Below are 13991 nucleotides of genomic sequence, written 5' to 3'. Positions count from 1 at the left end.
TAATTTTAAACTTTCATATTTAAAAACTGATAGCTCCCATCTTTATAATCTGCAAAAATATGATGCAAACCATTACTGATGATGATTTGTTCTGCGCCAATTAAACTATTGTAACGTGCAATTTGTTCAAAATGTATTTCTTTTAAAGCAATATTCGGAGCTTTACATTCAACCAGTATTTTTGGTTTTGTTTTTTCTGTAATGAGGAGGTCGATGCGCTTTGTTGTTCCGTTCAGTTCCAATTTTTTTTCAATAATTAATGAAGACAGGTTTTTCTTCTTAACGAACCTGTAATAATGCAGCCAATGCTGTCTTACCCATTCTTCCGGTGTGAGTACGAGCCAGATTTTCCGTACCAGATCATAGATAAAAAATGTATCTTTGTCTTGTTTGATCTGAAAATTGAACACGCTATCAAAATTGAGCTTCGGAACCTGCATATTTTAAAATGAAAGAAATAGATATTATCCTCAAAAATATTAAAAATAAAGAACTCTTACCGGTTTATTTTTTTCAGGGCGATGAAGCTTTCTATATTGATTTGGCTGTCAAACACTTCGAGCAGGACGTTTTGGAAGAGGATGAAAAAGCTTTCAACCAAACCATTGCTTATGGTCGCGATACAGGTTATCTCGAGGTTCTTTCCTTAGCCAGACAATATCCGATGATGGGAGACAGGCAGCTCATTATCGTGAAAGAAGCACAGGATATGAAACTGAATGATGAGGAATCTAAAGCTTTGGAAACTTATCTGGAAAACCCTGTTCCGTCTACCATTTTAGTGATTGCACATAAGCACAAGAAACTGGATGCCAGAAAAAAAATAGCCAAAACTCTGGCAAAATCCGGAATGCTTTTCACAAGCGAGAAGATGAAAGATTATCAGCTTCCAACTTGGATTCAGGGAGAAATGTCTGTCATGGGAATCAAATCCGCACCCAATATCAGTCATCTTTTAGCAGAATATTTGGGAAATGATCTTTCCCGGATCGCCAATGAACTGAGTAAACTGAAAATCGTTCTTAAAGATGATGCAGTACTGGACGGCAAAATCATAGAGGAGCATGTGGGAATCAGCAAAGATTTCAATATTTTTGAACTTCAGAAAGCCCTGGCCACAAAAGATCAGGCGAAAGCTTTTAGCATTGCTTATTATATGGGAAAGAACAAGAAGTCAAATCCCGTACAAATGGCTTTTGGCGCACTTTATAATTTCTTTTCAAATATCATTATTTATCATACTTTATCAGGTCAATCTCCCCAGACGATTGCCTCGACAATGGGCGTTAATCCTTATGCTATCAAAGATTATTCGGAAGCGGCCAGATTTTATCCTTTAAAGCACGCTACCAGGGTGATTTCCATTCTTCGTGAAATGGATTTGAAATCTAAAGGACTGGGTGTGAGACAGATGGAAGATGAAGAAATCTATAAAGAAATGGTTTATAAAATCATAAAAGTGGATGAACTAAAAGTGACAGTTTAAATATTCCCCTCAGTGGAGGGGTGTCGAAAATTTCAAAGAAATTTTTGATGGGTGGTTTTCAAAAAGATTAATTATTTATCATCCATATAAGTCACATCGACAGTTTAGATAGGTTCTGAATAATTAATTTCCGAAATTTGTAATCGCTTTTTGGTACAAAGAATTATATTTGAAAATGCCAATTTTTTGAAAAATCAAAAACGAAATAATATCTCAAGAGTAAAATAATTCAATCATAAAAATGGAAAATAATATCTTAGACTGTGTTATTGTAGGATCTGGACCAGCCGGTTTTACAGCCGCAATATACGCAGCAAGAGCAAATCTGAAACCCGAACTTTTTACCGGGCTGGAACCTGGCGGACAATTAACCACTACAACGGAAGTAGAGAATTTCCCGGGTTATCCTGACGGCATTACAGGACCGGAAATGATGCTTCAGCTTCAAAAACAGGCAGAGCGATTCGAAACCAAGGTTCATTATGAAATGATTTCAAAAGTAGAATTGGCCAAGGAAAGAGGAGGGATTCATAAACTTAGCACGGGTTCCCGGGAGATTCTTGCAAAAAGTGTGATTATCTCTACAGGTGCTGCTGCAAAGTATCTGGGTCTGGCTGATGAGAAAAAATATGCGGGTGGCGGTGTTTCCGCATGTGCGACTTGTGATGGATTTTTCTACAGAGGAAAGGACGTGATTGTGGTAGGAGCAGGAGATACAGCTGCGGAAGAGGCAACTTACCTTTCTAAGATATGTAATAAAGTAACTTTACTGGTAAGAAAGGATCACTTCCGTGCATCAAAAGTGATGGTGGACAGGGTATTGACCACATCAAATATCGAGGTTAAATACAACCATGAGTTAATCGGGATCGAAGGCGAAAACTTTTTGGTGGAAAGAGCAAAAGTTGTCAATAACCTGACAGATGAGATTTCCACAATTGATGTTCACGGGATTTTTATTGCGATTGGACACAAACCCAACACAGATCTTTTCAAAGGACAAGTAGATTTGGATGAAAATGGTTACATCATCACAGAAGGGAAATCTGCAAGGACTAATCTTCCAGGCGTTTTCGCAGCTGGCGATGTTCAGGATCATCATTACAGACAAGCGATTACTGCAGCAGGAAGCGGTTGTATGGCAGCTATGGATGCGGAAAAATACCTTGGTGAGTTAGCCGGGGAAAACCACACTTGGGTAGAACAATAAAGAAATGACTATATCATAGCAAACCGTCCCTGAATTTTTCAGGGACGGTTTTTTTAATAAAGAACTATTACAAAATTTGATTTGTATGGAGGTTTTTGGAAAATGAATTATTTTTCGCTAAAGACCAATTTTGCATTTGTATTAGGTCTACTTACAGTTCTTTTTTCGTCTTTGCTGTGGATTCTGTAATATAAAAATGCCAACAGGGTAGGCTTGTGATAGATCTTGTAATATCTGTATTCTGTTTGGAAATGTCTGAGGTTGATTTTATAAAAATCATATCCGATTACTACCAGAAGACAGACACTTATTACATAAAATACCCGGAATTCCAGATGATAGTATGTGAGTCCTGAAAACACAGCACCTAAAAGATAAGCCGTCATAATGCTCATCAATAGCTTGGCTCTTCCTATAAGTTCGGGGTTTTTCCTGAATTTTTTCTGCGTAAACATGGAGAACAGGATTCCAAGATCGGTGGTTGTTCCTGTCAGATGTGTCGTTTTTACAGAGAAGTTTGATATGCTCGCCGTCAGACCGTTTTGTAAACCTGTTGCGAATAGCATTAGTGCTACAAGCATTTCTGTCTCTTCCAGGGTCTTTTTATAGTAAAACTGTCCGTAGATTCCTACTGCCAAAAGACAAAGGATTTCTAATATAATCGGGAGCGCATGCGCAAAATATTTGCTTTTCTTATTGAAGTTGATAACGCTTAGATTTGCGATAAATCCACCGAAAAAGAACAGGAAAATCCATCCCGCAACCACCAAAACCTGAGTCCAGTTTCCCTGGCTGATTTCGGCTGCCAGAATCGCATAATGTCCGGTTACATTGGATGTGAAAGATAGAAATATCAACAGGGATGCTATGTTTATAGTACCTGCCGTGAAGGCAGTCAGCGTTCCCAGTCTGATGTTGTCTCCCAACGTTCTGCTGTTACTATAATTTCTTAACATTTTTATTTTAATTTAGTGATTGATGATAATTTGTGCAAATCTTACATGAAAACCTCTGCCAGTCTTCCTTTTTCAGGAAAAAATTCCGGAACTTGAGTTACGACTTCTACAGCATTGATATGTCTGCACTTTTTCAGATAAGGTATAATGTCGAATTGACATTTCTTAAGACCGATGCTTTTTCGGGAAGAGAAATAAGCTTCATCCACAGCCATTGTTTCTATATAACTGTCGAATGTTCTCTGAAAGCTTCCCGTGAAAATATCGCAGGAGATCTTGTTGATCAGGTTCGGATATTTGTTGTTGATAATGCTGTAGGCATCACAAAACTCCTGAGATCTTATTTTTCCAAAAACAGAACTCTTGGTAGTAAACAAAAGTTCTCTGATAGAGTCACCCATGTCATATCCGGCAACAAAGAGAATGTTGTAACGGCTCTGATCATTCTGTTCCGTTTTGCTCTTCAGAACTTTTTTTAATATATCCAGAGACTCAAGAGAAAAATCGGTAGCAATTAAAATGGTTTTGGTCATAATATTTTGTTTTATAGGTTTTGTTATTTTTATGATACAAAACTATATTGACCAAATTAGAATGCTTTTGGAATGAAATTAAAATGTAATTAAAGAGATTAAAATGAGATTAGAATTTCAATTAAAAAATTAATTTTAATAAAAAAACCAGTTTCAGACATGCAAAAATGGATTTCGATCTACGTCGCCTTCGAGAAAATCTGCGTTTTATTCTGACGGAACATAAATAGGAAAACGAATCTGAACCGTAGTTCCGACATTTTCTTTGGAATTTACAATCAACTCACCATTGTGGATTCTGATGATGTTTCGTGCGAGAGGCAAGCCAATTCCGTAACCTTCATAATTTTTTGTGTTGGAAGCCCGGAAAAACGGATCATAGATCTTATCCATTTCAGAATCAGGAATCCCGATTCCGCTGTCTTTGATGATGATGTAAACGTGATTGTCTGTGGCGCCAAGAGACACTTTGACCTGCTGAAAATTGGAATATTTGCAACCGTTGTTAATGATATTTGCCATTGCAAGATGCAGGAGCTGTTCATTGCCCTGGACTTTCAGTTTCTTCGGATTCTCCGGAAGCATGCTGATGTCCATAAAAACATTATTTTTGGAATTGATTCTTGTGGCTGTTTCTATAACATCCCAAAGCAGCTGATCCATTCTGACCTTATCCATTTTCTGGATTTTGCCGTCAAATCCGGTTTGGGCAATCATTAATAATGCCTTGATTTTTTTGTCCAGTTTTTCGGCTTCGTTCAGGATGATCTGTAATGTTTCCTGATAATGTTCTTCAGATCTCCGGATTGATAATGCCACATCCGCTTCGCCCATGATAGATGTCAAAGGAGTTCTCAGCTCATGAGAGACATTTCCGATCAGGTGATTCTGAGTTTCAAAGGACGTTTCGATTCGGTTCAGCATATCGTTGAAAGTTTCCACCAGCTCATTCAGTTCCTTATTTCCCGGCTGAGGTTCTAATCTGAGATGCAGGTTTTCTGAACTGATTTCTTTTACTTTTCCTGTTATTTTCAACAATGGTTTAAAGAGTGTTTTCGAAAGGTAAAAAGAGAAAATCATCGAAAAGAATAAAGCAAGGATCATGCAGGTGATCAGCGTTCTTTTCAGATAACCAAGGTAATAGACAACATAATGGTTCTGGGCAGAAGCAATCGCAATATAGGTTTTGTTGTTGGCTCTGAAAGACTGCCCGATATAATAAAACTCTTTGTCATTATAATTGTCTTCGCCTTTTTTAACGATATTCTTAAAAAATGTATCGGGAATATGGATCTGATGAGAGATTTTACTGTAATTGGAATCCTTCGGCACTTCAAAAACATAATCTTTTTCCATTGGCAGCTCTTCATCATTCAGGCTATTAAGGATATGATTTTCCGGGATGTCAAGATGTTCTTTGCTTTTTTCGATCTGGACAATGGTTGTTGCCCGGATTTTTAATAGCTCATAGAATCGCTGGTGAGAAAAATTGACGATGGAAAAATACACCAATCCGCTGAACAGAAGAATAACAACTGTAAAGACGAGCATCAGCAGAAGCATGGTTTTAGTTTGATTGGTAGGATTTCCTTTCAGCATTGTTAAGATTTTTTCAGAACATAACCCATTCCGATAACAGTATGGATCAATTTGTCATCTTCCTGATAGTCGAGTTTTTTTCTTAAATAATTGACATATACATCCACAACATTGGTTCCCAGTTCATAATTCACACCCCAGACGGCTTCCAGGATTTCTGCTCTTGAAATAACCTTTTCAGGGTTATTCAGAAAATAGAGCAGGAGCTTATATTCTGTTGACGTCAGGGAAACTTCTGTTCCTGCACGGGTTACTTTTTTGGTGTAATCATTTACAGTGAGATCAGAAAAATGATAGATATTTTCATTGTCAGCTTCACTGGAATCGGTTCCGTTATTGTGACTGCTCCTTCTTAATAAAGATTTAATTCTGGCAACCAGTTCGATAAACTTGAATGGTTTTACAAGGTAATCATCGCCGCCGCTTTCCAGTCCCAATACAATATTCTCAGAAGAATCCAAAGCTGTCAGAAAAAGAATGGGTACGGTTTTATTTTTTTTCCGGATTTCTTTGCAGACTTCCAGACCGTTGATATCGGGCAGCATAATGTCGAGAATGATCAGATCAAAATCATTATCACCAACTAACTTGATACCTGTATTACCATCAAAAGCTACGGAAATCTCATAACCCAATTCCTGTAACCCTTTCTTGATAAAGGAAACCACGCTGGACTCGTCTTCTATAAGAATAATTTTTTTCATAACTAACTCCACAAAAATATAAAATTAGAATGAGCTGAAAAACTTATGGAATTACATAATTCGGATCATAAAAGCATTTATATAATTAAATTGATAATAAAAAAGACTGCCCCTGAAGACAGTCTTTCATTAATATTTTGTGATTTCGGTGATTAGAATTTATATGATAGACCAACCTGAAACGTATTGTTTCTGTTCTTGTTGTTATCATTATTTGTAGATGTTGTTCCGTCGGAACCGTCATTTTTCTTATTGATGTCGGTAAAACCTGCAACATATCTCGCATTAACGCCAAAGTTTTCTGTGAAGTTAAAACCTAGACCAAGACCTGCTCCCATGTTGAAGCTGCTGAAGTTATCCTTCATATCTCTTGAAGAGTATGATTCTGTGCTTGTGCTGGAGGAACCTCCAATAGTCGTAGTGGTAGTAGTATCACCTTTTGCTTTTGCCCCTATTAGAAATCCGAATTCAGGACCTGCCTCGAGATAAAAGTTTGGCGTCGCATGGAATTGAAACATTACCGGTACTGCAATGTAATCCAGATTTAGACTGGCAGAATTTTTTGTTGTAGATGTGTTTCCCCCGATGCTAGAAGTGTACGTCCCAACAGTTTTTGCGCCCATCTGGCTGTATAATACCTCCGGCTGGATGCTGAACTGTTCAGACAATGGCGCATTCATGAAAACACCACCATAGAAACCTGCTTTGGATTTTGCATCTTCATAACCGTCATCAGAAATAGATGAAATGTTAACACCTGCCTTCAACCCGAATTTTGGACTAGTCTGTGCAAATGCAAATGTTCCTGCTACTAAACCTAATCCTAAAAATAACTTTTTCATAATTTCAAATTTTAAATTTTGTTTTTACGGTTTGGATAGTTTCAAATTCTTTGCCAAAAAATAAAATTTCGATAATGATAAACTGTTATTCTGTCGTGATTTTTAAAATAAAGCGTTTATTTTCAATTGTTTAAAAATATTGTTTAATGCATAATAAGATTATATTTTCCCCATATTTTTATAGAAATCCAAGGTCAGAATAATATGTTCTGCATTCACTTTTTGGTCAAAAAGACAAGATCCGATGCTGTTGATCAAAGAAAAATTGATATTTCCGTCTTCATTTTTTTTATCATTGAACATCAGATCCATGATTGCTGCATTTTTAAATTCCGAAATGTCAATGTAAGGAAACAGTCTTTTGATTTTGCTGATAATAACGGAAGAAACATCCACTTCTATCAGTCCGCAAAGAAGTGCAAGGTGCGTTTCACAGATCATTCCCATGGCAACGGCCTCGCCATGAGGAATCAGATTTCCATTCTTTAGAAAGAGACTTTCCACAGCATGACCGATTGTATGGCCGAAGTTGAGCGTCTTTCTTACATTTTGTTCTTTGAAATCTTTGGAAACAACCTCATTTTTGATTTCCATACTTCTTTGTATATATGGTTCAATGAATTCCGGAGTAATCTTTTCAATACTGATTAAATCGTTCCAGTGTTTTTCATCTGCTATCAAACCATGCTTCAGCATCTCGGCAAAGCCGCTTCGCAGCTCTTCAAACTTTAGTGTCTCCAGGAATTTAGGATAAAAAAAGATCGCTTCCGGCAAAGCAAATGTTCCTATGATATTTTTAAGATACTGATGGTCAATTCCTGTTTTTCCGCCAATAGACGCATCACACATAGACAAAAGCGTGGTTGGAACGTTCACGAACCGGAATCCTCTTTTGTAAGTGGAAGCTACAAAACCGCCAAGATCCGTGATAACGCCACCGCCAAGATTGATCAGCAGGGATTTTCGGTCGGCTTCCATTTCGGAAAAGATTTCCCACAGCTGGGTGGCTGTTTCAATGGTTTTATTTTCTTCGCCGGCTTCTATTTCGATCACTTCAAATGGTACTTCTATTTCCAGATTAGGGAGCATGATTGGCAGGCAGTAATTGTGACTGTTTTCGTCTACAAGAATGAAGATTTTGCTAGGGTCGAGTTGGCGGATATATTCATTAAGACTGCTGAAATCTTTGTCAAGTTCTTTTATCATAGCTAACATTTTAACAAAGTTAAGAAACAAAAAAGGAATAAAGCTTTTATTAGTATCGATTGTATAAAGAAAAGCACCCATCAGAAATGGGTGCTTTTTATTTAGATTCTCTCCAGTTCATCAGAATCAATTGTGGTTTTGAAAGTTCCGTAATTCACAATGACTTTATTCTTAGAAATTTTTTCAATGGTTCCAACGCTGGTACTTCCTGCGATTCGGACACGTTGCCCGATTTTCATCCAGACAGCGCGCTCTGCTTTGCGCTTTTCTTCAATTTTTTCGTTGGTTTCAGCAATTTTTTCTATGACTTCTTCCTTTTTCAATTGCTGAGTAATTTTTCGTTTTACGACTTGCAGACGTTTGCTTTCATCTTTGTCGGCTCCCAGTTTCCGGAATTTTTCCTGCTCAAGAATTTTTACAAAATCTTTTACAACATCTTTTCTGGACTTACCTTTTACGTAGCTGTCGATAAAGGTTTCTATCTTGTTCCCGAATTGCAGCTTTCTGTGTTCTTCTTCATATAATTTCTGAAAATTAAACAGTTTTTGCTGAAGCTGTTCGTTCAGTTTCTGAAGATTGTCTCGCTTGTCTTCTACAGATTCTTTGGTTTCTGCCAGATTGGATTTAAGCTTTTCGACCTCGAATTTTTCCTGCTGAAGTTTCACAATCGTTTTATCAAGATTCACGATGTCATGTTCTACTTTCTTTCTCGCATTTTTAATGATAAATCTCGGAATCTTATTTTTCTCTGCCACTTCAAAAGTAAAAGAGCTTCCGGCTTGCCCGATTTCCAATTTATAAAGCGGTTCGAGGGAATGTTCATCAAAAAGCATTGCCGCATTAGTTGCTGCAGGGAGTTGTTCCACCACCAGTTTGATATTGGTATAATGGGTCGTGATGATTCCAAAGCTTTTTTTGTCATAGAAATATTCCATAAAACTTTCTGCGAGTGCACCACCCAGTTCAGGATCGGAACCGGTTCCGAATTCGTCAATCAGAAGCAAAGTCTTGTTGTCGGCTTCACGGATCATTCCGGACATTTTCTTCAGTCGGGAAGAATAAGTAGAAAGATGATTTTCTATCGACTGATTATCGCCGATATCGGTCATGATAGTTTCGAAGAAAAACATCTCTGATTTTTGATGACAAGGAACAAGAATCCCGCTCTGGATCATCAGTTGCAGTAAACCTACAGTTTTCAAAGTAATGGATTTTCCTCCCGCATTTGGGCCGGATATACAGATGATTCGATTATGTTCTGTTAAGGTTAAAGTCTGAGGGAAAATTTCTTTGTTTTCATTTTTATTCCGAATCCAGAGAAGAGGATGGTATGCATCTTTCAAACGCAAGGTCTGATGCCTGTTGATTTTTGGTAAAATCCCATTGACTTTTTCAGCGAATTTTGCTTTGGCCCTTACTAAGTCCAGATCAAAGATGTAAGTCTGATAATCCGAAAGCTGGGGTTGGAATTCTGATAATTCTGCAGTAAGCTGACGAAGAATTTTGTCAATTTCTTTTTTCTCTTCTTCCTGATTTTCTCTAAGTTTAAAATAATGCTTTACTACACTTTCCGGCTGAATGAAAGTAATGGAACCTGTTTTTGAGATTCCCAGAACTCTTCCGTTGACTCTTTTTTTGAAGCCCGACTTCACCGCCAGAACTCTCTGATCTTCTACAATGCTTTCTCTGATATCTTCCAGAAAATCGGAATAAGTGGAAAGCGCCCGGTTGAAATTTTCATCAATAGCTTTTCTGGCATTTTGGATTTCTGTTCTTAATATTTTCAGAACTGCTGAGGCCTCACTCTTGATTTCTCCGAATCGGTTAAAGACTTTGTCAATCTTATCAATAATCTCTTTCCGGAATTCCAGGTCTTTGATTTCTTCCAACAGTGTAGGAAATGCTTCTGAAAGCTGAGGAAAAAACTTCTGTAATTTTCCAATCTGTTCCGTTACAGTCTTTATTTTGATAAACGATTTGTTTTCTAACCGATAATTCTCGATTAGCATTAGTTTCAACTCTTCTTCGATATCCTCATATTCATCAAAAGGTATAGCATTGGAACTTTCAAAACTGGTCAGGAATTCGGAGGTTTTCTTCAAAGATATTTCAGCCTCGTCAATTTCCATTGGACGAAGTGCCATTATTTTATCTGCCGTTTTTGGCGAGTAAGCAAAAGGTGCAATTTCCGAAAGAAGTTCAGGAAATTCTAATTCGTTAAGGTCGGTTTGATTAATATTCACAATGCAAATTTACGAATTTGAAAGGTAAAAACTTTCAAGCAACTGATTTTATGATTTACGTTTACTATAATTAGAAAAATAATTGAATAAATCTGACAAACAGCTTACTGGATGTTTTTCGAGGGGTAATGTTTGTGTTTCGAGTGGGATTATTGCATGTCTGTAAAACGAGTGTTTCTCACTTGATTTATTTTTGTTCCCTAAAAAACACAATAGAAAAACCATGCTTATTCTACTCACTTTTACTTACCGGATGTTACTTATTGATTCTGAAGATAATTCTCATGTTCTTGTTGTTATGTCATCAATCATCATGTTATTATTGATAATATTTCTTTTTTTAGTCATAAAAAACAAATCAGGATTTTTAAACAATAGCGCTTCTGAAACGGCTTCTGATCTTTTATCTAAGGGCAGTCATGAAGAGAATGACATTGTTTCGGTTTCTGAACTGATAAAAATGGCATTGGAAAATAACCAGCTATTTTATTTTGAATTTATTAAAGTATTTCCCGCTTTTAGTAGTAAGCTCCTGAGTATAAACGCCGCAGTTAAATCTTCTGACCTTGAACTGTGTGCTATGATAAAGCTAAACCTTGATACCAAACAGATAGCTCAGGCTAAACAGGTCTCTGTGAAATCAATAGAGAGCAAAAAATACCGCATACGCAAAAAACTTCTTATTCCCTCTGATATTGATATGTATATCTGGATGTCAAAATTTTAATTTTAAATTATTGATAATATTATATCAAAATTGAGAGTTTTGTGTTATTTTTAAGGATATTAACTGAAAAAATAATTAATTTGATGAGAAGATCTGTTTTTATTTTTATTTTCTTTATATTATATCAGATTGGTTATGGTCAGGTTAGATTTTCTAGAGAACAAATAAATATTGCTTATAACATCCTGATAAGCAATGACTATTATAATACTGAAGGAATCAAAAAATACTCAGAAATTTATTACAAATCCACAGATATTAACTGTAAGAAAAAACAAATAAATGTGTTTGAAAACTTTGCAACCCGCTCAATCCGCTATTCTAAAACATATGACCGGGTTAATAGTTTGCTGGAAAGTTTAGATTTTCGGGCAAAAAAAATATTATTTCCTACAATACATATAATGCATTGGTTATTAATGAAAGGAGAGTTTATTGGAGGGAATATAATTCCTGCATCTGATTATAATACAATAACAGGAGATTCTGAACATTATAATAAAGCAAAAATTAAAGAAGCGATTACTGACAGATTTAATATTTCAGAAACAATTATCATTGGGCTGATTATCGTCTTATCCTTAGTTTCTGTTATACATCTGTTTAAGAAAAGCTTTTTTTCTAAGAAAACTGTTTATCAAACCATTCAAGATAAAAACAGGTCTCTGTCAGAAAATATTTCTGTTACAGATCTTCTGGAACTATTGAAAAGAAATGATGACTCTTTTTATAGAGCTTTTTTGCAGGCTAATCCGGAGTTTTCTGAAAAGCTCATGAAGATTAATCCTTCTATGAAGGCCTCTGATATAGAACTATGTGCCATGATAAAAATGAATCTGGATACCAAGCAGATTGCTCAGGTAAAAGAAACTTCTGTAAAATCTGTAGAATGTAAAAAATACAGAACAAGGAAAAAACTATATATCCCTACAGATACGGATATGTATATCTGGATGTTCAGATTATAATTGTAGTTAAAAGTTAATGAAAAGATACTTATTGCTCATATTAATGCTCTCGCATTTCTGTCTGTTTTCTCAAAATCAGGTCAATGAAAAGCAGATAGACAGTATGCTGAACATTCATTATACCTCCAAGATACACGATATTAATTATCTGGAGCCACTATTGACAGAAGTTTACTATAAATCCAGAGAAATAGATTATCCTAAAGGAAAACTGGAATCTTTATTGAGGCTGTCAGCATTCTATCTGAACGCAGATAAGAATCCTGAAAGGGTAAAATCCAATCTGGACGAAGCGGAAAAGATTGCGTTAGAAAAGAACGATTACTTTTATTATTGTAAAGCTAAAGCATTGAGAGCAGGTATACTAGCTAATCAGTCATCATATCATGAATCCGCCGAAATGCTGGAAAAAAGTTCTGCTTTTTTTAATAGGATACGGCAAAAGGATAGAAAAATTGCTATTAAAGCATATTATTATGCCAGATATATCAATCTTTATGCTTTGCAAAACAAGAAAGATTCTACGCTTTTTTATGCCAGAGCAATGTATGACACTGCATTGCAACTGCCTGATAACAGTCCCCAAAAAGTTGATCTCGTGGCTGTTGCTGCTAGAGTTCTAACGGGTATTTATACTGAGAATAAACAGTTTTCAAAAGCAGTATATTATTTGAAGGTACAGGAGAAATACCTCAAAATAATTAGTAATTCATTTGATATAGGAATGTATCATAAGACCTACGCAAAATTGATCCTTGATAGTAAGTTCAGGAATGAAAGTAATCTGGATACTGCACTTTACCATCTCACACTTGCGGAAAAACATATTCATATAGAGAAGAGTTCCTTAGTTCTAGCTGACCTATATTCTGATATTGCTGAAGTGTATCAGGCGAAGAAAGACAAAGACAATAGCCTTTTGTACATGACATACTCAGAAAAAATAAACCAAGGTTCAAAGTATGTACGAAAAACAAACGTAAACCATATCATCAATGCGGATTTGCTAATTCCGGAGTTCGATCAGGAAATGATAGATTCTTATAAAATGAAATCTTATACCTTTCGAACTATTTATCTGTTTATTGTTGCTCTGGTTGCATCGTTGCTTGCCCTTTGTTTTTTATTAAGACGATCGGCTAGCAGAAAAGCTAAAAGACAACAAAGTCGGAACGTTATTCAGGACGACAATAATTATAGAATAGCAGAGCTCACCCATCAGGCTTTGAATGGTGATAAAGCATTCTTCATTCATTTTTTGGATGAGTTTCCGGATTTTGGGGATAAGCTGATAAAGATCAATTCTAATATCAAAGTGTCTGATATCGAATTTTGTGCCTTACTGAAGCTGAATCTGCAGGCCAAACAGATAGCAGAAGCAAAAAAAATGTCCGTAGCAGCCGTAACTGCTAAAAAAGGAAGAATCAGAAAAAAACTAAATATCAATGCAGATGAGAATATTTATCAGTGGTTTTTAAATGTCTGATACTGATCTGGTTAAAGAAAATCGAGGGTTA

Annotated in this window: 13 protein-coding genes; 5 read left to right on the top strand and 8 right to left on the bottom strand. The window is 36.1% G+C overall.

The window, feature by feature from the left end; genetic code table 11:
• Positions 1-5: 5 nt before the first annotated feature.
• Positions 6-440, bottom strand: a complete 435-nt coding sequence (locus BUA97_RS02705; RefSeq protein WP_072996316.1) for a type I restriction enzyme HsdR N-terminal domain-containing protein — start codon at positions 438-440, stop codon at positions 6-8.
• Positions 441-448: 8 nt separating this feature from the next.
• Between BUA97_RS02705 and holA the strand changes: the two genes are divergently transcribed.
• Positions 449-1486, top strand: a complete 1038-nt coding sequence (gene holA, locus BUA97_RS02700) for a DNA polymerase III subunit delta (RefSeq protein WP_072996315.1) — start codon at positions 449-451, stop codon at positions 1484-1486.
• Positions 1487-1727: 241 nt separating this feature from the next.
• Positions 1728-2696 carry a thioredoxin-disulfide reductase gene (trxB, locus tag BUA97_RS02695; RefSeq protein ID WP_072996314.1) on the top strand — a complete coding sequence of 323 codons (969 nt, stop codon included), beginning with the start codon at positions 1728-1730 and terminating at the stop codon, positions 2694-2696.
• A gap of 107 nt (positions 2697-2803) precedes the next feature.
• Here the strand turns inward: trxB and BUA97_RS02690 are convergent, their stop codons facing one another.
• The 7 genes from BUA97_RS02690 to BUA97_RS02660 form a co-directional block, all read right to left on the bottom strand.
• Positions 2804-3652: a YoaK family protein gene (locus BUA97_RS02690; RefSeq protein WP_072996313.1), complete on the bottom strand. Its 849-nt coding sequence runs from the start codon at positions 3650-3652 to the stop codon at positions 2804-2806.
• A 41-nt stretch (positions 3653-3693) separates the two neighbouring features.
• A complete protein-coding gene (locus BUA97_RS02685; protein ID WP_072996312.1) occupies positions 3694-4185 on the bottom strand; it encodes a hypothetical protein in 492 nt (163 codons plus the stop codon).
• A 207-nt stretch (positions 4186-4392) separates the two neighbouring features.
• Complete coding sequence (locus BUA97_RS02680; protein ID WP_072996311.1) at positions 4393-5784, bottom strand: sensor histidine kinase; 1392 nt, start codon at positions 5782-5784, stop codon at positions 4393-4395.
• Between the two features lie 2 nt (positions 5785-5786).
• On the bottom strand, positions 5787-6488 hold the full coding sequence (locus tag BUA97_RS02675; RefSeq protein WP_072996310.1) for a response regulator transcription factor: 702 nt from the start codon (positions 6486-6488) through the stop codon (positions 5787-5789).
• A 152-nt stretch (positions 6489-6640) separates the two neighbouring features.
• On the bottom strand, positions 6641-7330 hold the full coding sequence (locus BUA97_RS02670) for a porin family protein (RefSeq protein WP_072996309.1): 690 nt from the start codon (positions 7328-7330) through the stop codon (positions 6641-6643).
• Positions 7331-7489: 159 nt separating this feature from the next.
• Positions 7490-8536 carry a 3-dehydroquinate synthase gene (gene aroB / locus BUA97_RS02665; protein ID WP_072997185.1) on the bottom strand — a complete coding sequence of 349 codons (1047 nt, stop codon included), beginning with the start codon at positions 8534-8536 and terminating at the stop codon, positions 7490-7492.
• 101 nt (positions 8537-8637) lie between these two features.
• A complete protein-coding gene (locus BUA97_RS02660; protein ID WP_072996308.1) occupies positions 8638-10779 on the bottom strand; it encodes an endonuclease MutS2 in 2142 nt (713 codons plus the stop codon).
• Between the two features lie 223 nt (positions 10780-11002).
• Here BUA97_RS02660 and BUA97_RS02655 point away from each other — a divergent pair, with 223 nt between their 5' ends.
• From BUA97_RS02655 to BUA97_RS02645, 3 genes are all read left to right on the top strand, one after another.
• Positions 11003-11506 (top strand): helix-turn-helix transcriptional regulator, encoded by a 504-nt coding sequence (locus BUA97_RS02655; protein WP_072996307.1) that lies wholly within the window; start codon positions 11003-11005, stop codon positions 11504-11506.
• A gap of 404 nt (positions 11507-11910) precedes the next feature.
• Positions 11911-12474 (top strand): helix-turn-helix transcriptional regulator, encoded by a 564-nt coding sequence (locus BUA97_RS16975; RefSeq protein WP_139258201.1) that lies wholly within the window; start codon positions 11911-11913, stop codon positions 12472-12474.
• 16 nt (positions 12475-12490) lie between these two features.
• On the top strand, positions 12491-13960 hold the full coding sequence (locus tag BUA97_RS02645) for a hypothetical protein (RefSeq protein WP_139258199.1): 1470 nt from the start codon (positions 12491-12493) through the stop codon (positions 13958-13960).
• Positions 13961-13991: the final 31 nt, after the last annotated feature.

The sequence above is a fragment of the Epilithonimonas mollis genome, from assembly GCF_900142325.1.
Classification (GTDB): Bacteria; Bacteroidota; Bacteroidia; order Flavobacteriales; family Weeksellaceae; genus Epilithonimonas; species Epilithonimonas mollis.
The sequence above is the reverse complement of the archived record's forward strand: the minus strand, read 5'-3'. Positions and strand labels throughout refer to the sequence as shown.